The sequence below is a fragment of the Pseudoalteromonas sp. B131b genome (assembly GCF_037162545.1).
Lineage (GTDB): Bacteria > Pseudomonadota > Gammaproteobacteria > Enterobacterales > Alteromonadaceae > Pseudoalteromonas > Pseudoalteromonas fuliginea.
This window is the reverse complement of record NZ_JARLUZ010000001.1, coordinates 3,338,225-3,360,143: the sequence shown is the minus strand read 5'-3', so window position 1 is coordinate 3,360,143 and position 21,919 is coordinate 3,338,225. Positions and strand designations below refer to the sequence as shown.

Annotated in this window: 11 protein-coding genes and 3 pseudogenes; 8 read left to right on the top strand and 6 right to left on the bottom strand. The window is 40.1% G+C overall.

Features of this window, described 5'->3' with window-relative positions:
- Nucleotides 1-54 precede the first annotated feature (54 nt).
- The 8 genes and pseudogenes from P4S65_RS15410 (at nt 55) to P4S65_RS15375 (ending at nt 15,753) form a co-directional block, all read left to right on the top strand.
- Nucleotides 55-1,182 (top strand): alkaline phosphatase family protein, encoded by a 1,128-nt coding sequence (locus P4S65_RS15410; RefSeq protein WP_337120536.1) that lies wholly within the window; start codon nt 55-57, stop codon nt 1,180-1,182.
- Entirely contained in the window at nt 1,179-2,240 is a 1,062-nt protein-coding gene (locus P4S65_RS15405; protein WP_337120535.1) for an alkaline phosphatase D family protein, read from the top strand. The genes P4S65_RS15410 and P4S65_RS15405 overlap by 4 nt, the downstream gene beginning before the upstream one ends.
- Before the next feature lie 161 nt (nt 2,241-2,401).
- Nucleotides 2,402-5,700: pseudogene (recC, locus tag P4S65_RS15400) on the top strand (exodeoxyribonuclease V subunit gamma).
- Nucleotides 5,687-9,249: pseudogene (gene recB, locus P4S65_RS15395) on the top strand (exodeoxyribonuclease V subunit beta). The pseudogenes recC and recB overlap by 14 nt, the downstream one beginning before the upstream one ends.
- A complete protein-coding gene (gene recD, locus P4S65_RS15390; protein WP_337120534.1) occupies nt 9,246-11,294 on the top strand; it encodes an exodeoxyribonuclease V subunit alpha in 2,049 nt (682 codons plus the stop codon). Before recB ends, recD begins: the two are co-directional and overlap by 4 nt.
- 384 nt (nt 11,295-11,678) lie before the next feature.
- A complete protein-coding gene (locus tag P4S65_RS15385; protein ID WP_033038416.1) occupies nt 11,679-13,004 on the top strand; it encodes a methyl-accepting chemotaxis protein in 1,326 nt (441 codons plus the stop codon).
- 562 nt (nt 13,005-13,566) lie between these two features.
- The gene (locus tag P4S65_RS15380; protein WP_007375307.1) at nt 13,567-14,637 is read left to right on the top strand and encodes a hypothetical protein; all 1,071 of its coding nucleotides are present in this window, start codon (nt 13,567-13,569) and stop codon (nt 14,635-14,637) included.
- A 55-nt stretch (nt 14,638-14,692) separates the two neighbouring features.
- A pseudogene (locus tag P4S65_RS15375) lies at nt 14,693-15,753 on the top strand (hypothetical protein).
- A gap of 67 nt (nt 15,754-15,820) precedes the next feature.
- On the opposite strand, the gene ttcA reads toward P4S65_RS15375, so the two are convergent.
- The 6 genes from ttcA to P4S65_RS15345 all read right to left on the bottom strand — a co-directional run bounded on the left by ttcA (nt 15,821) and on the right by P4S65_RS15345 (nt 21,918).
- A complete protein-coding gene (gene ttcA / locus P4S65_RS15370; protein ID WP_337120533.1) occupies nt 15,821-16,741 on the bottom strand; it encodes a tRNA 2-thiocytidine(32) synthetase TtcA in 921 nt (306 codons plus the stop codon).
- 157 nt (nt 16,742-16,898) lie between these two features.
- Nucleotides 16,899-17,831 (bottom strand): universal stress protein UspE, encoded by a 933-nt coding sequence (uspE, locus tag P4S65_RS15365; protein ID WP_007375304.1) that lies wholly within the window; start codon nt 17,829-17,831, stop codon nt 16,899-16,901.
- Nucleotides 17,832-17,934: 103 nt separating this feature from the next.
- The gene (locus tag P4S65_RS15360; protein ID WP_007375303.1) at nt 17,935-18,672 is read right to left on the bottom strand and encodes an FNR family transcription factor; all 738 of its coding nucleotides are present in this window, start codon (nt 18,670-18,672) and stop codon (nt 17,935-17,937) included.
- 42 nt (nt 18,673-18,714) lie between these two features.
- A complete protein-coding gene (locus tag P4S65_RS15355; RefSeq protein WP_337120532.1) occupies nt 18,715-19,386 on the bottom strand; it encodes a sulfite exporter TauE/SafE family protein in 672 nt (223 codons plus the stop codon).
- Nucleotides 19,379-19,546 (bottom strand): cbb3-type cytochrome oxidase assembly protein CcoS, encoded by a 168-nt coding sequence (gene ccoS, locus P4S65_RS15350; protein ID WP_002963071.1) that lies wholly within the window; start codon nt 19,544-19,546, stop codon nt 19,379-19,381. The genes P4S65_RS15355 and ccoS overlap by 8 nt, the downstream gene beginning before the upstream one ends.
- A complete protein-coding gene (locus P4S65_RS15345; protein WP_337120531.1) occupies nt 19,543-21,918 on the bottom strand; it encodes a heavy metal translocating P-type ATPase in 2,376 nt (791 codons plus the stop codon). Before P4S65_RS15345 ends, ccoS begins: the two co-directional genes overlap by 4 nt.
- Nucleotide 21,919: the final 1 nt, after the last annotated feature.

Below are 21,919 nucleotides of genomic sequence, written 5' to 3'. Positions count from 1 at the left end.
TAAAATAAAGCCCATCATTGATGGGCTTTATTATATGAAAGGGCGCAAAACGCGATGAAAACGATTTTAAAAGTAACACTATTTAGCTTAAGTGTATTAGCGAGTAACTTTGCAACAGCAGCGCAAAATGTAGTGCTGGTAACGCTTGATGGAGTACGCTGGCAAGAAGTATTTAATGGGGCTGATAATAGCTTAATGAATAATACTGATTTTGTTAAAAAGCCAGAGCAATTAAAGACCCAGTTTTGGGAGAAAACAGCAAATGAGCGCCAGCAATTACTAATGCCTTTTTTAACGCAAGTAGTGGCTAAAAAAGGCATTATAATTGGCGATAGAGCTAACGGCTCTACTATGTCGGTAAGTAACCCGTGGTATTTTTCATACCCTGGTTATAACGAAATACTCACCGGTGAAGTTGACGAAAATATAAATAGTAATAACAAAGTGCTCAACCCAAATAAAACTATTTTAGAGCGTTTAGATAAGTTACCTGAGTTTAAAGATAGCACAGCCTTATTTGGTAGTTGGGATGTATTCCCATACATTGTAAATACTAAGCGCAGTAACGTGTATGTAAATGCAGGTTTTATGTCAATTGAAGAGAATTTATTCACAGATGCGCCACTGTTAAATGCGCTACAAAACGAAATCCCCAGTCCTTGGTATAACGTACGACTAGACAGTTTTACATATCGCTTTGCTAAAGCGTATATGTTGGCTAAAAAGCCTAAGTTGTTAGTGATAAGCTTAGGCGAAACCGATGACTTTGCGCATGATGGACATTACGATCAATACCTTAAATCGGCAAGGCAAAGTGACGCGTTTATAAAAGACTTATGGGCAACCATTCAAACTACAGCAGGTTATAAAAATAACACCACACTAATTATTACTACTGATCACGGCCGTGGCAATAATGCCAACGATTGGCAACATCACAGCTCTAAACGTGCGCTTGCTGAGCTAGAGTTAGGTGAAAATAACTACCCAGAAGGAATTGTCGGCTCTGAACATATTTGGCTTGCAGCCATTGGCCCCGCAATAAAAGGTAGTGGCTTAATTAAAACTAAAAATGAGCTTAAACAAGCGCAAATAGCGGCGACCGTTTTAAAGGCGCTTGGGCAGAACCCAAATGAAATAAATTCAAATATGGCGCCTGCTATTAGCGAGATTTTAAAATGAAGAATCTATTAAAACCATTAACCCTATCTGCCTTGGTGTTGAGTTTGGTTATTAGCGCGAGTGTTAATGCCGCGCCATCTAAAATCCTATTTGGTTCGTGTGGGCATCAAGATAAAAACATACCCATATTTAATGCAATTAACAAAGAGCAGGGGGATTTGTTTATATTTTTGGGTGACAATATTTACGGCGATACCAACGATATGGATGTACTTGCCGATAAGTACCAACGTTTAGAGGCAAAGCCTGGTTTTAAAACGTTAAAAGCGCAAACGCCTATCATTGCCATGTGGGATGACCACGATTATGGCCAAAACGATGCAGGTAAAGAGTATCCGCATAAAGAGCAATCACGCCAAATTATGCTTAATTTTTGGGATGAACCTGTAAACTCAGCGCGTCGCACTCGTCCTGATGGAATTTATACCTCGTACATGTATGGTGAAAATGAGCAAACCATACAAGTAATAATGCCTGATTTACGTTGGAACCGTGATGCGCTAAACCATGTAGGTGAGCTTGAATACTACACTAAGCGCAAACTTAATAACCAAGGACCGTATAGTCCCAGTGAAGTGAAGGGTGCATCCATGTTAGGTGAAGCCCAGTGGCAATGGCTTGAACAAGAGCTTAAAAAGCCTGCTGCAATAAAATTGATTGCCTCAAGCTTACAGCTTTTACCCGATTTTACAGGTTGGGAGTCATGGGCAAACTTTCCTGAAGATAGAAACCGTTTATTTGCATTGATTAAAAAGCATAAGGTAAATGGGGTAGTGATCATCAGCGGCGATACACACTGGGGTGAAATATCAAAGTATCAGCAAAATCTTGATTACCCATTAATTGAGATGACCAGCTCTGGCTTAACTGAAAAATGGAAAGACGTAAGCCCTAACAAACACCGAGTAGGGGATTTTACTCATAACGTAAATTATGGTGATTTAAGCATCAACTGGCAGCAAACAGATCCCACTATTTCACTTAAATTAAAAGGCGTTGATGGCGAAGTAATAATGCAAAGTGACTTTAGTTTATCAAGTATTAGCCCTTATAAATAAACTCACTACTACGCACAGTATATAAAATAGATGCTGTGCGTATAAAAATCTGTAAATTAGTTCTTAACTCTCTGATTTATTAAAGCCAATTACCCGTTTGCGCTACCCCTAATATTGAAAATATCTTACACTGGTTTTATCTCAAGCAAGGTCAGTGTTATATGCTAAATATTATTCAATCAAACCGGATGGAAGCCCTGCAAGCGCAGTTCCACCAGCTGTTAAAAGTAAACCCATTGCAAAGCCCGTTCGACAAAGAAGTGGTGCTAGTCCAATCGCCGGGTATGTCGCAGTGGTTAAAAATAGGTTTGAGCGAAAACTTAGGGGTTGCAGCGCAGGTTGATTTTCCGCTGCCGTCGAGCTTTATTTGGCAGTTGTATCAGCAATTGCTGCCAAATGTCCCTAAAGAGTCGGCATTTAATAAGCCCAACCTTGCTTGGAAACTGTTTGCAATTTTACCAAACTGTATTGACGAGCCATTATATTTGCCGCTAAAAACCTATTTAGAAGGCGATATAGACGGGCAAAAAACCTTCGCGCTGTGCGAAAAAATAGCCGATGTGTACGACCAATATTTAATGTACCGACCGCACTGGATAGCCACATGGGATAGCGGCAAAGATGAGCTTGATGACGTAGATGTAGCCATTGCCCCATGGCAACCTGATTTATGGCGACGCATTGTAAAGCTAAGCCAAGAACTTGGGCAAAGCCAATTTCATCGCGCTAACATGCAAGGGCAGTTACTTGCAGCACTTGAGACTATGGATAATAGTTTACTGCCACAACGCATTAGCTTATTTGGTATATCGGCGATTGCCAGCTCCCAGCTAGACGTATTTGAAGCGCTGAGTAAAAAAACTGAGGTTATATTATTCTTTTTTAACCCAAGTGAGCACTACTGGGGCGATATTATAGATGAAAAAACAGCAGCTAAAATAAGCGCTAAATACGCCAAAATGCCGCTGGTGGAAGCGCAACAAAAAAACAAACCAATCCAGATGAAGAATACTACTTTATAGGTAATCCGTTGTTATCGTCGTGGGGTAAATTAGGTCGCGACTATTTTGAACAACTTGTACAGTTAGATGCCCGTTGGATTGATGGTTTTATTGATGTGTTTGACGACACCTTACTAGGGCAAGTACAAAGCGAGATTTATCAGCTTGCATTTAAAGGCGAATCACTGACTGATAACAAAGAGTGGTTTATTAACGACGAAGGTAAATTACCAATCAGCGCAACCGACACCAGTATTACGCTCAGCGATTGCCATACACCGCTTAGAGAAGTTGAGCGCTTGCACGACTACTTACTTAACTTATTTAATCAAAACCCAACGCTTACTCCCAAAGACATAATTGTCATGATGCCCGATGTAGGCACTTACAGCCCCTACATTGAAGCCGTATTTGGCGGGGCACAAGGCAGCCGCTTTATTCCTTATGCATTGGCCGATTTAGCCATAGAGCAAGAAAAGCCCGTCCTTAGCTCATTTGCGAGTTTAGCTAACTTACCGTTTTCGCGCTTTGGTGTGTCGGATATTCTCGATTTATTACAAGTTACGCAAATAGCCGAAAAATTTGGGCTTGAAGCACACGAATACGAGCAAATTCAATACTGGCTTGAACGTGTTGGGGTTAAATGGGGTATAAACGCAGCGCATAAAAGCAGCTTTGATTTACCCGCTATCGATTTAAATACCTGGCAACATGGGCTCAACCGTTTATTGCTTGGCATTGCCATGCGCGACGAACAATGCCCGTTTAACGGCATTTACAGCGCTGACGAAGTAGAAGGTATGGCGCTTGATACACTCAATAAGCTCGTGCACTTTATTGATGTACTGCAAAGCTTTAAAGAGCAGCTAACGCCTGATGACACGCTCACTAATAAAGCGCATATTTTAAGCGAGCTATTAAACGCCATATACGAAAGTGAAAGCGACGACAGCTGGGATTTATTAGTACTTCAAAACGTGCTCGAAGAGTTACAAAAACACCACGACAACGGCGATTACAGCAAGGCGGTTTCGCAGCGTATTGTTAGTTACTTAGTTAAACAAGGCATTCAAGAAAAAGGAGTAGGGCAGCGGTTTTTGGTCGGGCAAGTAAACTTTTGTACGCTTATGCCAATGCGCGCAGTGCCATTTAAAGTGGTGTGTATGCTGGGCTTAAACGATGCTGACTACCCGCGTAACGTACAACCCATTGGTTTTGACTTAGTGCCTTATTCTAAAAAACAAAAAGGTGACCGATCACGTAAATTAGATGACCGCTACTTATTTTTAGAAGCGCTACTGAGTGCCCGCGACAACTTATACATGAGTTACATTGGTCGCTCGTGTTTTGATAACCAACCGCGCATGCCATCAACCCTTGTAAGCGAGCTGTTAGAATACATAGGGCGCAGCTTTGTATTAAACGAAAAGAGTGAAAAAACGCTGCCCGCATGTCTAATCAATCAGCAGCATTTACAGCCCTTTAATAGCCATTATTATTTAGCCGATGAGCAAGCCAATACGGTGCTGAGCAACCACAGTTACAATCCAATTTGGCTGCCAAGTGAATCAATTAAACCAGAGCCAGTTATTGCGCTTGATGTGACTGTGCCAGATCAGCTAGATCTCGATGTGTTTATTAGAAGTGTGTGCAGCGCACAAGAGAGCTTTTATCAACAAACATTAGGTTTACGCCTGCCACAATTTAACGAAGTAGCAAAAGATGAAGAACCCTTTAGCCTAGATGCGCTGCGCCGTTATTTTTATCTTGATGAAATACTTGAAGCCAATATTAATGAGCAGCCGCTGAGTACCGAACAAATACTGCAGCGAGGTGAGTTACCTCAAGCCAATGTAGGCAACCTCATATTAGAGAGTATGGAGCACCGAGTTGATGCGCTTGCAGGGCAAGTAAAAGAGCACATAAAAAGCGGGAAAAATGAGCCAATAGAAGTTTTGCTTACCATTGAAGGCACCAAAATAGAGGGCTGGCTCAATCATGTTTATTTGCAAAAACAAGTGTTTTACCGCAGTGCGAGTATTAAAGCGAAAGATTTAATTAAAGGCTTTATTTATCACCTCGCAGCGCAAAGTATGGATCAACAAGTAGAAACATTGTTACTTGGGCTTGATAAGCAAATTACCTTTGCGCCAATTAATAAAGCTGATGCCGATGCATTGTTACTTGATTGGTTTGAGTTATACAAAGCGCTGCGCGCAGAGCCTGTGCCGTTCTTTCCGGTAAGTGGTTATGAATACGTTAAAAGCGGCGGCGATATAACAAAAGCAATGAGCAAATTTAGCCCGCAATACATAGGGCGAGGTGAGGGCGAAAATCCGTATATTCGCTTAACGGTGCAATCGCTAAACGACTGCCAAGAAGAATTTATAAAATGGAGTGATAAATTGCTCACGCCGTTATTTGAACACGCAAAGGAGAGTGACCATGCAAGCACTTAATCCTCTTACTATGCCGCTCATTGGTCAAAGCTTAATAGAAGCCAGTGCGGGTACTGGTAAAACTTATACAATTACGGGGCTGTATTTACGTTACTTACTAGGTATGCAAATAGAGGGTGAGTTAAATACGCCGCTCAGTGTTGAGCAAATTTTGGTAGTAACCTTTACCGACGCTGCCACCCAAGAAATTAAAGACCGCGTACGTAGCCGAATTATTGCTGCGCGCGACGCATTGCTTGGGCAAGACCCAAACGACGAACTCATTGAAGGCGTAATTGCCAAAATTGATGATAAGCACCGCGCGTTTGATTTACTCGATGCAGCTGCTAAATCAATGGACGAAGCCGCTATTTTTACTATTCATGGCTTTTGTCAGCGGATGCTAAAACAACATGCGTTTGAGTCGGGTGTGGCGTTTAATCTCGAATTTATTTTAGATGAGCGCGACATACTGCTCGAAACCATTAAAGATTTTTGGCGCGCGTTTGTATACCCACTTAATAAAGAACGCACCGATGCTATTTTAGATGTATTTGCCGCACCAGAGGCTTTATTCGCTCAAGTGGCGAGCATTTTAAACAAGGCTAATGCGCACATTACACCACAAATAAATTTAGATGATGTATGGAAAGCCCGTGACGAGTACATAACCCGTGTGCCTGCATTTAAAAAAGGGGTGTTAGAGCAAGAGTTTATAGGTGCTATTAAAGGCTCGGGTTTAAGCGGGTCTAAAACGCCAGCACGAAAGGGCAGCCTTGGTGCGCTTGAGGCATTTTGTTTAGGCGGCGATTTGTTTTTTGAATTTGGCACTAGCAAGTATTCGTTTGAAGTATGGAGTACAGAAAACTTAAGCGATGTAGCTAATTATAAAAAAATCAGCCATTATTTGTGCATCCATTACTGAGTCAGTTTGACGAGCTTGCCGCCCTAAATTACACCATAAACCAAGGGCTCAAAATAGCAGTTATACAACATGCAGCACGCTGGGTAAAAGGTGCAATAGTTAAGCGTAAGCAAGAGCAAAGCGTGATCACCCCAGATGACTTACTTACCAATTTACACAGTGCGCTTAATAACGAGCAAGGCGACGTACTGGCGCAAAAAATTGCGCAGTTGTTTCCGGTTGCCATGATTGATGAATTCCAAGATACCGATCCGATTCAGTACGGTATTTTTAGTAAAATTTATGGGCAACAAAATACCACGCTTGCCATGATAGGCGACCCCAAGCAGGCTATTTATGGCTTTAGGGGCGCGGATATTTTTACGTATATTGGCGCAAAAGAAGCTGTACAGACTGATCAGCAATTTACGCTGGGTACTAACTTTCGCTCAAGCACCGACATAGTCAATAGCGTTAATAGTTTATTTGGCAAACATGCTAACAGCTTTATTTATAACGACGCTATACCCTTTAACGCAGTAGCTGCTAAAGGTAAAAAAGCGGAAGACTCTTTTTTAATTGATGGCAAACCCGCGACCGCATTCGAATTTAATGTATTTGTGGATGAAGCCGCCGATGAAAAAAACAAACCAACCAACAAAGGTGTAGGGCAAGCACATTTAGCCACTCACTTTGCTAATAAAATAGTGACCCTGCTTGAAAAAGCAAAACAAGGGGATGCGTGTATTGGCAGTACCCCTGTCAGCGCTGCCGATATTTGTATATTAGTGCGCGACCGTGTTGAAGCGCAAATAATGAAAAAAGCGCTAGGTGATGCCAAAATAGCCAGCGTGTATTTATCGCGAGAAAGCGTTTTTAGTCAAGAGCTTAGCCATCACCTACTTAACTTTTTAACAGCGCTGCATGGACAATATGATGAGTCATTGCTGCGCGGTGTTTTAGCTGGTCCGCTATTTTGTTTAAGTTATAACGAAATACATGCACTCGCTGATGATGAAAATAAATGGCAAGACTACTTAAACTTTTTTGCACAACTTAGCCACATTTGGAACAAGCAAGGCGCTATGGCAATGCTTGAGCGCTTAATGAGCTATAACCAGCTAAGCGCTAAATGGCAAGGGTTAGGATATAACGTTGAGCGTTGGCTGACAGACTTTAGGCACTTGGGCGAAATACTTCAGCAAAAACAAATAGAGCTTGAAGGTACGCTACGTTTACTGCGATGGTTTGCACAAAAGGTAAGCCAACAAGACGGTGAAACAGTACAAGTGCGCCTAGAAAGTGACGCCAACTTGGTTAAAATTGTTACTATGCATGCCTCCAAGGGGCTTGAATACCCTTTGGTATTTATGCCGTTTGCCAGTGGCTATCGCGAAACAAAAGAAGCGCTTTATCATAATAATGGCAAGCTAGTTTACGATTTAAGTAAAGACGAAGATGCCCTCCAAAAAGCAGAACAAGAACGCCTAGCTGAAGATTTACGCCTGCTTTATGTAGCACTTACTCGCGCTGTGCATTTTTGTGCGCTTGGTGTTTATAATATAGGGCAAGGACAAAGTAGCCGCTTGGCTATGCAAAGTAGTGCACTTGGGCATGTTTTATTTGCAGGGCTTGAACTTGCCAGTAGCCAAACATGGCGCACGCATTTAAGTGAGTTTTGCGACGCTAACAGCGCGATGAGCTATCAGCAGTTTACCTCACAAACGTTATTAGAGCAGGGAACACTTTGTTTTAATAATAGTGAAAGTGCGCAGCAAACGTTAAGTGTTAATAAAGTAACGGCAAATATTGAGCGTAACTGGCGAGCAACCAGCTTTAGTGCGTTGAGCTTTAAAAAGCACAGCGACAAATTAGCCCCAGGGCGAAGTGATGAAGATCACGAAAAAGACGAGTTTGCAGTGCAAGAGGACGAACTACCATCACCTTATAGTTTTCCTAAAGGGGCAAAGCCTGGTAGTTGTTTACACGAAATATTTGAAAAAATAGATTTTACTAGCCCAATAGTTCACCCAACTAATACTGAGCAAAACTTATCTGAGGTAGTTAAGCGCAGCCTTGAAAAGTACCACATAGGTGAGCAATGGCGAGAAGTGGCTGAAAAATGGGTGCTTGATGTTCTTGCGTGTCCCCTAGATAACAGCCTTCTTTCATTGGGTGTGCTTACACCCAATGATTGCCTAGTCGAAATGGAGTTTAATTTACCCCTTGAGAGCTTAAGTGCACCTAAGCTAAACGAAATGCTAATTAAACATTTTGGTTTTGCACAAAGTAAGCTTGAATTTTCGCAAGTAAAGGGCTTGTTAAAAGGCTTTGTCGATTTAATATTTTGCTACCAAGGCAAATATTATATTTTAGATTATAAGTCTAATTATTTAGGTAGCACGCCAGCGGATTACGAGAGCGACATGCTTGAGCAAGCGATGAGCAGTCATCAGTATCATTTACAGTATTTAATCTACACGGTAGCGCTGCATCGTTTATTAAAACAACGTATAGCTGATTACTCGGTAGAAACCCATTTAGGCGGCGTGTATTACACGTTTTTACGTGGGATGCCCGCAGGGCAAGGCGTGTACTTTAAAAAGCTAACTGAAGAACAAGTGATTATTTTAGATGGCTTATTTAGCCAAGGAGCCATGCTATGAGCGATTTAAATGAGCAACCTGGCTTGTTTGACGATATAGACGAGACACTTAATAATGAAGCCGTAGAGCCTCTTACTTCAAAAAATGTAGCACAAGATGCTTCATTGGAGGACATTGTGTTAAATAATACGATTATCGAAGTCCCGTTACTTGAATATTTATTAGCGCAAAATCGACTACGTGTGGTTGATGTTAAACTCGCAGAATTACTGTGTGCTAATGACATTGAGCAAACTCATAATGAGCTGTTTTATATTATTTTATTACTTTGCTTATCGCAGCAAAGTCAGCATAGCTGCCTAACTTTAAATGAGGTTGATTGGAATAATCCTTTTAACTTGCGCAATAGTGACTTTAATAAACTCGATGGCAATGTACCCAGTACGCTAAGCCCGTTTGGTGATGACTTTAACGTACACACAGCGCTTAGTTATTTACAAAGCCATGAAAGCGTAGGCGAAAATAAACCACTGCAACTGTTTAACGAGCGACTTTATTTTGCGCGCCTTGCCGGTTATGAGCAAACACTCGCTGACAGATTACTAAGTATGAGCGAGCGAAAGCTCAATATTAACAATGAAGTATTGGCTGAACTTTTAAATACCTATTTTCCTGCAGATTCTGCAATTGAAACTGATTGGCAAAAAGTGGCATGTGCGATTGCCGCCACCAAAGGCTTTAGCGTGATCACGGGTGGTCCTGGGACAGGTAAAACTACCACAGTGACTAAGTTACTGGCTATTTTACAGTCACTTTATAAAACCGCGCCGCTTAGCATTAAGCTGGTGGCACCGACTGGTAAAGCCGCTGCACGTTTAAGTGAGTCTATTTTGGGCGCTAAAAATATGCTCACAACGATTCCTGATGATATAAAAACGCTGATACCGCAAAGCGCCCAAACTATTCATCGCTTATTAGGCGTAAAACCGTTTACTAATAAATTCAGACATAACAAAAGCAATCCGTTGCATTTAGATGTACTAATTATTGATGAAGCCAGTATGGTCGATTTATCGCTGATGGCTAAATTAATAGAAGCACTTCCTGCGCACGCGCGATTAATACTCCTAGGTGATAAAGATCAGCTTGCCTCGGTAGATACCGGCAGCGTAATGAGCGATTTATGCCAAGGTTTAACACTTGGACAAACGCCACGCTACTCGCAAGCACGTTGTGATGTGCTAAATAGCTTATGTTTTAATAATGAGCCTAAGCTCGTAGCGCAAAGCGTGAGTGAATTTAAACTCGCAGATTGCGTTGCCTTTTTACAGCACAGTTATCGATTTGATGCACAAAGCGGCATTGGTCAACTCGCACTTGCGGTAAACACCAATAACACCGGTATTTTAAATTACGTTGAGCAAGAAAGTACTGAAGGGCGTTTTAACGATGTAATTTTAGATTACGACTTTGTAGCAAAACCGATTGAAAAGCTAGTTAAAAGTGCAGCAAGTCATTATGCAAAATACCTTAACTTAATTGCCCAAGGTGCAGATGTTGCACAGGTGCATGCTGCTTTTGCTAGTTATCAGCTTTTAGCTGCGGTACGAGAGGGCGATTACGGCGTGCATAGCTTAAATCAGCGAATAGAGCGCGTGTTGCAACAGCAAGGTTTAATTACCGTAAGTCCTAATACTCACCACTACACGGGTATGCCTATTATGGTGAGCCAAAACGATTATCAACTTAAGTTATTTAACGGTGATATTGGTATTTTAATGCCTGATGAAAGTAATCAACTCAAAGCCATATTTATTGATGAGCAAGGTAATCAACGAGCATTTTCACCTGCACGACTCCCTGCGCACGATAAAGTCTATGTAATGACTATTCATAAATCACAAGGTTCAGAGTTTAGCTACACAGCCATGGTACTGCCACCGCTAAAACAAGCGCGCATGGGTATTAACAGGCAATTAGTGTATACGGGAATAACCCGCGCTAAAAACACCTTTGAGCTGGTGGCTGACAAAAAAGTACTGCAACTTGCAATGAATAAAAGCGTATCAAGAGCATCTGGTTTGTATGAAAGGTTACAATTTTAAGCTTAGTTTGAATTTTTGATTAATAATTTAGCTTCAAACTACTTGTTATTTATCGCGTTATTATAAATGTCTTCTATACTAAAATTAACTTTATATTGAATGTATTCGGGTGTGTTGATCTTTGGTGGGTGAATTTGCAGCAGTGTGTTTGGTTTTTAGGCAAGGCAGAGCCTATGTAGTGTGGTATTCCCCATAAATAGGCGATAACGTAGTATAAATACCAAACATACGCTGCCCTTTGGGTTCTTTCTAGGGACGATTAACTCTTTGTTGCTCGGTTTTTACTTAGCCCACTAGGTTACAAACCTCGCGCCGTGATTTAATCGCCCCTAGATTGAACAAATTTCAATCCACAAAGGTCAACACGCCCTAGTAAGGATATTAATGTTTTTTTCTAAAAATAAGCAAAATGAAATAGCCTCTTTAAAAGCAGAACTCTATCCGTTACAACAAGTGTGGGAAGGGCTTTACCGAGAGATGTTAGTACTAAACATTCTTTATGATGGTAGAATTTCGCACGCTAATGATAGGTTTTTAGAAAACTTAGGCTACAACGAAGACGATCTTACTAATAACTCTTTTGATGATTTTATTACTGAGTCGTCTCGTCAATCTTCAGAATTTAAAAGCCTACAGCAAGCTATAAAAAAAGAAGGACATTGGGGAGGTGCATTACAAATTGCGCGCGGTGATGGTAAAGCTGAATGGTTACGTTTAATAGTACACCCAGTAAAAGGTGAGCAAGACCAGCTGCTCTATTTTTCTATATTCGGGAGTGTACTTACAAAAACAATTACAGCTTCTCGCGAGCAAAGCGACACTATTAAAGCAATATATCGCTCTATGGCTGTAATCGAATTTGATTTAGAAGGACATGTTTTAAAAGCTAATGATCAATTTTTGGTAGCTATGGGCTATAAAGAAAGTGAAATTATAGGCAAGCACCACCGTACATTTTGTGAGGGATCAGAAGCAAACTCTCAAGAGTACTTGCAATTTTGGACTAAGTTGCGGGAAGGAAAATTTATTGCGGAACGTTTTAAGCGCGTAGATAAACATGGCAATATTGTATGGTTAGAAGCGTCATACAATCCAATCTCAAATGATGCAAATGAACTTTATAAAGTAATGAAATTCGCGACAGTTATTACAGAGCAAGTAAATCAAGAAATAGCAATATCACAAGCGGCCGAAATTGCTCATGGCACCTCAACCCAAACCGATAAAAAAGCAGAGCAAGGTGCGCTTGTTATACAAGATACAGTCGCTGTTATGACTGAGTTGGCCGTTAACATGGAGCAAGCTGCTAGTGAAATATCAGCGCTCGATCAGCAGTCACAACAAATTGCGAGCATTGTACAAAGTATCAGCAGTATTGCCGAACAAACAAATTTATTAGCGTTGAATGCCGCAATTGAAGCAGCTAGGGCTGGAGAGCAAGGTCGAGGTTTTGCTGTTGTTGCAGACGAAGTAAGGTTGCTTGCATCGCGTACCTCAAAAGCAACAGAAGAAATTGTTGAAGTTGTGCAGCGTAATCAATCACAGACACAAAATACGGTGGCTGTAATCGAGAAAGGTAAAGAGAAAGCAGAGCAAGGTTTAGCATTATCTAAAGAGTCAGGTGATGTGATGCAGGAAATTCAACAAGGTGCGCAAGAAGTTGTGAATGCTATAGGGCAATTTACTAATGAACTTAAAGCTAATGGTTAGCCTAATTGTCTCCTCATTTTAAAGCTGGTCTTCCTAAAGCACTTAAACATTAAAGGTTTAAATGCTTTAGAAAAACTTAGCCACATTTGCATTCATAAACACGAAGCTAACCGAATTAGTTTAATTTTAATACTCCTCAGTGTAATCTTTTAAATCAGTCCAATAATTTCAAATTTAACAATTATCGTTTTGTTAACCCATTAATAAATGTGAAATAAATTATTTTCCAACACAAATGATAATAAAATGTTGCATTTTAGTGGTTTGTTCCTAATACTGTTGAATGCCTGAGCTGACAAGCTCAAGTACATTGAACATGAATACCTTAAATATAAATAACCTGAGCTTTAGATAGTAAATCTATCTCAAACTGCTACTTCAGCGCCAACTGCGATTGCAACAGATCCACTACTGACGAGTGAATTAGCCTTGTTTTCACTGAAAATCGCTGGCTTAGAGAAAAACAAATTTGACTATCATTGTGGTTCAATATGTTAGTAAATCTATTAGTTAGAGTTGAGGTTAAATAGTAAATATAAAACACACCACATTAAGGAATTGTATGAACAACAACAAACGCACACACAAACTAATAAAACCAAGCCATTTACTTGGTGCGGGACTCGCTATGTTAATGAGTTTTTCCGCTGCGAGTAAAGATTACAAAATTATATTAATTCATGGCTTACAAGTGTCGCAAATAACAAATAAATCAGGCAGTGATGTTGTCAATGATGGTGAAACATATTGGCAATCGTACTGGAATAATCGCGCTGACGAACGCATTGATTGGCCTTCATACGAGCGTGTAGAGGGTAAAATAGCCACTGATTGGGTTTGGCCTAAGTTGAAACAAATTTCGCGTTCTAATTTGTGTAACGATGGCTGTGTGCTTGTAACTCATTCTACAGGTGACTTAGTTGCACGCCATATTATTGATAATCAAGAAAACTGGTTAGAAAACGCGGGGCTACAACCGCTTAATATTGTTGCTACGTTTGATTTGGCAGGGGCTGGCGGTGGAAGTGAGCTCGCTGATATTGCAGTGAGTGCATTAACCGGTGCTTCATGGAACTTTGCGATAGATGCTGCACTCAAATGGTGGTTAGGCAGCGATGTAACGCAAGCAATTGGTGTATTACACGATTTAAAAGTAAATAATGCACGTAAAATTTCACCATTTCCTGACGCACGCACACCACGCTTACGTTTTGTTGCTGATGGTAATGCATACTTAGGCCTAACGGGTGGTTTTTTAAGAGGTAACGATGACTCCGTTGTAGCATCACACTCATCATGTGGGGCAAGTTCTGTAGGATCGTTTGGAAGCTGTAGCCGCAGTATCGATACAGATGGACAGTTAGATTCACAAGGCGATGCAGTAACAAGCTTTATGCCAAACCATTATCCTATGATGATGAGTGATAGCTATAGCCACAATGAAATTCATAATGCACAACGCAAAGGTAATGTAACTATTGCGATGAATAATGTGAATGTTGATGGCCAAAACGTAGGTTTTAATACGTTTGATGAATCAACAGGTACTTGGTTTTGGAAAAAACAATACCGGTACATAAAGGATTCTAATAATTTAAGTGCATCGGCGCTTATTTATAATGTGATTCCATAATATAAAAGCGTGCAGTTACTAACTGCACGCTTTATGCAGGATATGAATATAGCCTATGAAAAAATTTTATCTGATCACTTTAATCATTAGCGTTGCTTTATTTGTGCTGTGGTTTACAAATAATAATGACTCAAAAAAACTGGATGAGACAGAAAAAAACCAATATCAAAGTCTCTTAGTGCCCCAAATACAGATCCTGTAAAAGTAATAGCCATTGATGTACCTAAAGTAAAAAAAACACCATCTAAACAACAAATTGCTTTTAATGAAGATTTAACAAAAGCAGCTGAACAAATAGTTATGCAATACGAAAGTGCACTTAAATTTCCTCCTTATTCTCAACCGTTGAGCACATTAGATGAGGATCGTCTAAAGCCAAACCAGTTTTATCCGGTATCGAGCCCAATTGACGAAACTGGCTCTGCGCTTACGTTAAGCCTTGAGCAGTATCGTTTTGTATACCCAGAAGAAATAAGGTTAAACGTAAGCGCGCAAGGGCTCGGTAAAGTGGTGGTTGAGCTGGCAAATACAGACACAAAAGAGGTATTAAATACTCATACTGGCAGTGCACACGAAGGAGAGGCGAGTATAACGTTTAAAGCTAAAGAAGATTATCCTCGTAGTTTACAATTGTTTGTAGAGGCTGATGTGGCAGGTAAAAAAGTACCCGTAGTTGCGCAAATTCAATATATGCCACCAAGTGCAACCTTAATTGGCTTTAATACAGCCTATGCACAAAATGAAAATATGCTTATACCAGCAAATCTAACCGTCATAAAAAGCGGTTTATATCGGGTGAGAGCTAATTTATATAATGGTGATACACCACTAGCTCATTTAGTATCAAAGAAGAGGTTAACGCAGGGGAGTCAAACACTTAATCTAAAAGCTCACTGGTCTGTATTACCACAAGGTATTACAGAAATGCGCTTAAGTGACTTTGTTGTTGAGAGAATGTCACCAAGCCCAGGTGAGCGAAACAGCTTTGGGAATAGTGAAATAAGTCAATTTGATATTAACGATTTTTCGTACGATAGCTTGCAGCAATTACCCTATCAGGCTAATGCACAAGAAAAGCTGAGCTTGGAGTTTTTACAAGGCTTAGCTGAGAGTTGAAAATAGAGCGTAATACTAAATTGGTAAATTATAAGGGTTTGTATATAAATACAAACCCTTAAATTAGTTAGCTTAGGTTTATAGTTATAGTAACTACACTTGGCGCTTCTTGTTCATCAAGTTCATTTGTAACAGGCACTTTAGGAATGTCGGGTTTATCAAGGGCGATATCACCACCATTAATTACTTCACCGGTTTGTAAATTTTTAAAATCAAATAGATCAGCATCGGCCAAATGCGAAGGAACTATATTTTGCATTGCAGTAAAAATGCTTTCTATACGTCCTGGGTGCTCAGCATCCCATTTAGCGAGCATCGCTTTTGTATGTTTACGTTGTAAGTTTTCTTGCGAGCCACATAAATTACAAGGAATAATAGGGTAACCTTGTGCAAATGCATATTGGGCTATATCGGTTTCTCTGCAATATGCAAGCGGGCGAATAACCATGTGCTCACCGTTATCACTCATTAATTTAGCGGGCATACTCTTTAGTTTACCGCCGTAAAACATATTTAAAAACAAGGTTTCAATCATGTCGTCGCGATGATGGCCAAGCGCAATTTTTGTAGCACCTAGCTCTTTTGCTGTGCGGTATAAAATACCACGACGTAAACGAGAGCAAAGTGAACAGGTTGTTTTCCCTTCAGGAATAATATCAGTAACAATACTGTAAGTATCTTCTTCTACAATTTTGTATTCAACATTTAATTTATCAAGGTATTGGGGCAATACATGCTCAGGAAAATCTGGTTGTTTTTGATCAAGGTTTACAACAACTAGATCAAACTTTATTGGTGCAACACGTTTTAAATGCTGCAGCATTTCAAGCATTGTATAGCTGTCTTTGCCACCTGATAAACACACCATTATACGGTCACCTTCTTCAATCATATTGAAGTCCATAACGGCTTGACCAGTTTGGCGACGTAAACGCTTTTGCAGCTTATTTAAGTTAAATTGAGCTTTAGCTTGATCTGAGTGTGACAATTACGCCCCCTAGTAAAACAATGCAGCAAAGTTATTTGCTAAAAATAAAGGGGCGTATTATACCCAAACCACCTGAATATGCGAGTTTAGGATGTAATTAAACGCGGTATTTTTAGCAAGTAAGGTACGTGCTGTTATTTGCTAAAATATTTTTTGGTTAATCTAGCTTTTTTGCCAACGGGCTTACGTAACCATCGGGTTTAAGTGCCAATACATCGCAGTCAAGGCTATCAATTACATGCTCTGCAGTATTACCTACAAGTGCTGCACTTAAACCTGTACGACCTACAGTACCAATAACAACCAATTCACTATTTAATCGCTTAGCCACATCAGGAATTACATCCTCTGGTAAGCCTTCTTCAATAAAACATTGTTCTTGGCTTAAATTAAATTCAGCGGCAAGTTCATTGGTTGATTCGTGGTGATGTTTTTTAACTGATTCGTTATAAAGTCCAGGGTTAAACTCAGGGATTTCGATAGCGATATTAACGGGGGTTGCAGGGTAGGCATTAACTAAATTGAGTGTTGCATTGGCGAGTCCACATAAAAATTGTGCATCTTTGATAACTCGTTTATTAAGTGCTACATGTTCTTCGTTTTCACTAACTGCATTTACAGCAGCTAAAATATTTCCGTTTGCTGGCCATGCCATTTCTTTTACAAACAATACCGGAGCTGGGCATTTACGTACTAAGTGCCAATCTGTAGGGGTGAAAATAACAGATTTAAGTGCGCCATGTTGATGTGTGCCTTTAATTACTAAATCGTACTTTTCATCAATTACGGCATCAATAATAGCTTCATAAGGGCGGTTATGCCATACAACTTGAGTTTCAATACTTATATCTTTGTAGGGAGAAACCAAATCACTTAGCCATAGTTCGCGGTCTTTAACAACAGCGTCGCGCATAGCTTCTCGTTCATCGCCAGAGAGCATTGTGGTCATTTCATAAGAGAAGTCATAAACCGTCATAAAGGCGGTAATACTTGCGCCAGATTTCTTAGCTAAATCTATTGAACGTGCTAAACCGTGTTGATCGTCTTTGGTAGGGTCAATAACTGCAATAATGCGTTTAATAGTGTCCATGTGCTACTCCATTTACTTAACGGGTGTATTTTTAGTGTAACGTAAATACAAAACAGTTAAAGGGGTAGCACATAAATTGTTGTTCTAAATCAAACTATTTTATTTAGCAAGATTTAACAATTGCTGCGGCTTTAGCTAATGCATTGTTATCTAAAATAGTAATAAATTTACCTTCTACTTTAATTAAGTCAGCTTTTTGAAAACGGCTTAATAAGCGGCTAATAGTTTCTACGGTAAGGCCTAAGTAGTTACCTATTTCACCACGAGTCATGGTAAATCTAAATTCTTTACGCGAAAAACCACGCTCACCAAAACGCTCTGACAGGTTATAAATAAAACTAGCTAAGCGTTCTTCTGCTGATTTTTTATTAAGTAATAACAGCATTTCTTGATCGTATGTAATCTCACTGCTCATTAAACGCATAATTTGTTGACGAAGTTTTGGTAATTTACCAGCAAGTTCATCAAGTGTATCAAATGGAATTTCGCATACCATTGACGTTTCGAGTGCTTGCGAAAAGCTCTGATGCGCCATTTTGCTTATCGCGTCAAAGCCCACCAAATCGCCCGCTAAATGAAATCCGGTTATTTGCTCATCGCCTTGTTCTGATAGTGTATAAGATTTAAATGAACCTGAACGTACTGCATAAATAGCTTGTAAAGGGGCACCTGATTCAAATAAGTAGTCGCCTTTATGGAGTGGTTTTTTTCGCTCAATAATTTCGTCAAGCTTATCCATTTCTTGGCCATTGAGTGAAAATGGCAAACACAATTGACTGATACTGCAGTTATTACAGCTAATAGCACAATTGCTTTTAGCGCGACTTTGAGAGAAATCCATATTTTAATCCGTTTTTAATTTTTATGCACGACGTTGTCTAGATTAGTGTACCAGCTTGTCGGTTGCAATAATCAATAAGTAGATACCATACCAAATTATAACACTGCCTAATACAATGCGAGTCCATGGATGGTTAATAATACTATTTAGCTTTTGTGCGGTGATACCTAGAGTGATCATTGCCGGAAAAGTACCTAAAGCAAAACAAATCATCACTAAAGCGCCATCTAAAGCACTTGGACTAGTCATCGCCCATGTAAGCGCTGAGTATACAAGTCCACAAGGCAGCCAGCCCCACAATGCACCGTAACCTAGGGCTTTAAAAGGAGAGTTAATAGGCATTAAATATTTATTTAGCTTAACAATGTGTTGCCATACCAAGGTTTTACCTATTTTCTCTAACCACTGCAGCGTAGGGCCCAAGCGCATTATATATACGCCGACTAGGAGCATAAAAATAGCTGCAATGAATGAAAGGGCTAAAGAAAAAGACGTATTTTGCCTAGCAAATTGACTGCTAATACCAGCAACAAGCGCGCCTGCTGCCATGTAGCTAAGTGCGCGTCCAATATTATAAGCAAATGAATAGGTAAATGTTTTACGTTTATCGCTTGCCAGTTGTAATGAGCTTGCAATACCGCCGCACATAGCAATGCAATGGCCGCTACCTATTAGCCCCATTAAAAATGCACTGGTATAAAGAGGATCAATCATTACTTTTGTTGTGTTGCTCTTTGTCGTCTTCAAACAAAATACTATGACCTTGTTTGTTTAAATCAGAAAACTGCTCACTTTTTACGGCCCAAAAAAACACGCCAATAGCAATAATGACAAACAAAATGGCAATGGGGATCAAAATGTAAATTATGCTCATAACTTTAATAGCCTTAGTGAATTACTAATCACAATAATGGAGCTGGCAGACATGCCAATAACAGCCATCCACGGAGCAACTAAGCCTAATGCCGCCAATGGTAATATGGACGCATTATACAATAAAGACAGTGCAAGGTTTTGCTTAATAATACGCCGGGTTTGTTTTGCCACATTGAGTAAATGATCGATTGAAGCTAAATCGCTATTAAGAAGCACTACATCGGCGCTATTTTTTGATATGTCAGCACCTGTTTCCATTGCAATGGATAAGTGTGCACTGGCAAATACAGGACTGTCGTTTACGCCATCGCCGACCATTGCAACTACTTCGTTTTGTGACGCCCATTGTTCAACGGCTGTTTGTTTATCTTGTGGCGAACATCCAGATTGCACACTTTCAAGGTTGAGTTGTTTAGCTACTTTTTGCCCAGCATCTGATGCGTCACCAGTTAACATATGACACGTTAAATTTTGCGATTGAAGTGAGTCTATAAGCTTTTGAGCATCGTTTTTCACTTTATCAATAAAGTAAAAACGTGCAACAACTTGCTTATTAATATACAAGCTTGCTTGTGCATTTGATTTTTTGCTATCAAACCAACCACTTTTACCAATTGCGTAATGATTGTTTGCATCTTGTGCGCTAATTCCCAGACCTGGGTGTACTTCAACGTTATCAAGGTTGTGGTGAGCAGGGGTAATTTCATCAAAAGCACTGGCGATAGGGTGTTCAGAATAACGCTCTAACATAGCTGCCATATCTAGCACTTGCGCTTTTGTGTATTGCTTATCGATTATATCCACTTCATCAAGGCTAAATTTACCTTGGGTGAGCGTGCCTGTTTTATCAAACGCAAATAACGTAATTTGTGAGAGTGTTTCGAGCACATGCGCTTGTTTTATCAACACGCCTTTACGAGTAAGTGTTGCAACCGCGCATGTAAGTGCGGTTGGTATCGCTAAACTCAGGGCACATGGGCAGGTAGCAACTAAAACCGAAATGGTGATCCAAAATGCGTGTTCGGGGTCAATTTGGTACCAGCCAATAGCTGTAAGTGAAGCAAATATAAGTAAAGACGCAATAAACCATTGCGCAACTTTATCTGTAATTTCAACCAGTTTAGGGCGCTTGGTTAAAGCGTTATGTTGCAGGCGTATAATTTGGTTTAAAAGCGTATTTTGACCAATTTTATTAATTTTTATTTCAATAACGCCGTCGTGGTTAACGCAACCGGCATAGACATTGTGACCAATAAATTTAGTGACAGGCTGGTGTTCTCCCGTCATCATTGATTCATCAACCGTAGTTTTACCTTTAATAAGTTCGCCGTCGGCAGGGATTGTTTCACCCGCTTTAATGAGTACTACGTCATTAAGTTTTAGTTTTTTGGCTGCAATTATAAGTTCTTCACCACTGTCGTTAATGGTGCGGGCTGTTAATGGCAATAATTTTTGTAAGTTGGCAGTAAATTCGCTCGCTTTTAAACGCGCTCTAAATTCAAGGTACTTACCTAATAAAAGTAAAAAGGTAAACATGCACACAGATTCAAAATACACTTCGCCGACTTGCATAAATGTGGCGTAACAACTTGCACTAAACGCACCAAAAATAGCCAGTGATACGGGTAAATCCATATTGAGCTGTTTTGCTTTTAGTCCATTTATAGCATTGGTTAAAAAGGGGAGTGCACTGTATAAAATAACCGGAGAGGCTAGTACTAAGCTGATCCATCTAAAATACTGCTCAAAATTGCTGTCCATACCGGAGAACATGCCAAAGTACATGGCAAATGCAAACATCATAACTTGCATGGTCATTAAGCCTGCAACACCTAAACGGCGAATATAGGCTTTGGCGGTTTGCTGTTTTTGTTGTGCTTCAATATCTGATTGAAACGGGTAGGCTTTATAACCAATTTTAGCTAAGGAAGTAATAACTTCACTTAATGGGGTGCTGGTTTTATCCCATTGGATCATCGCGCGGTTGGTAGATGTATTTACATCAACCCGTTTTACAGTATTTAAGCTTAAGAGTTGTTTTTCGATAAGCCATGCACACGCTGCGCAGGTTATACCTTCAACGCTCAACAATACCTCAGAGATATTATCGTTAGTGGCTATAAATTCGTTTTGAATGTCTTCGTTGTCATAACTTTTTATAAATGCGAGTTGCTCAGGTACTAGCTGTTCGACTTTTCCAGCGCGAACTGTTCGGTATTTATAGTAGTCGGTCATACCTTGATCAACAATATTTTGCGCAACAGCTTGGCAGCCAATGCAACACATCGGCTGGGCTTTATCGTCAATGATAACGCTTGCGCTAAATCCGGTTGGCACACTTTCAAGGCAATGAAAGCAAAAGTTAGACATA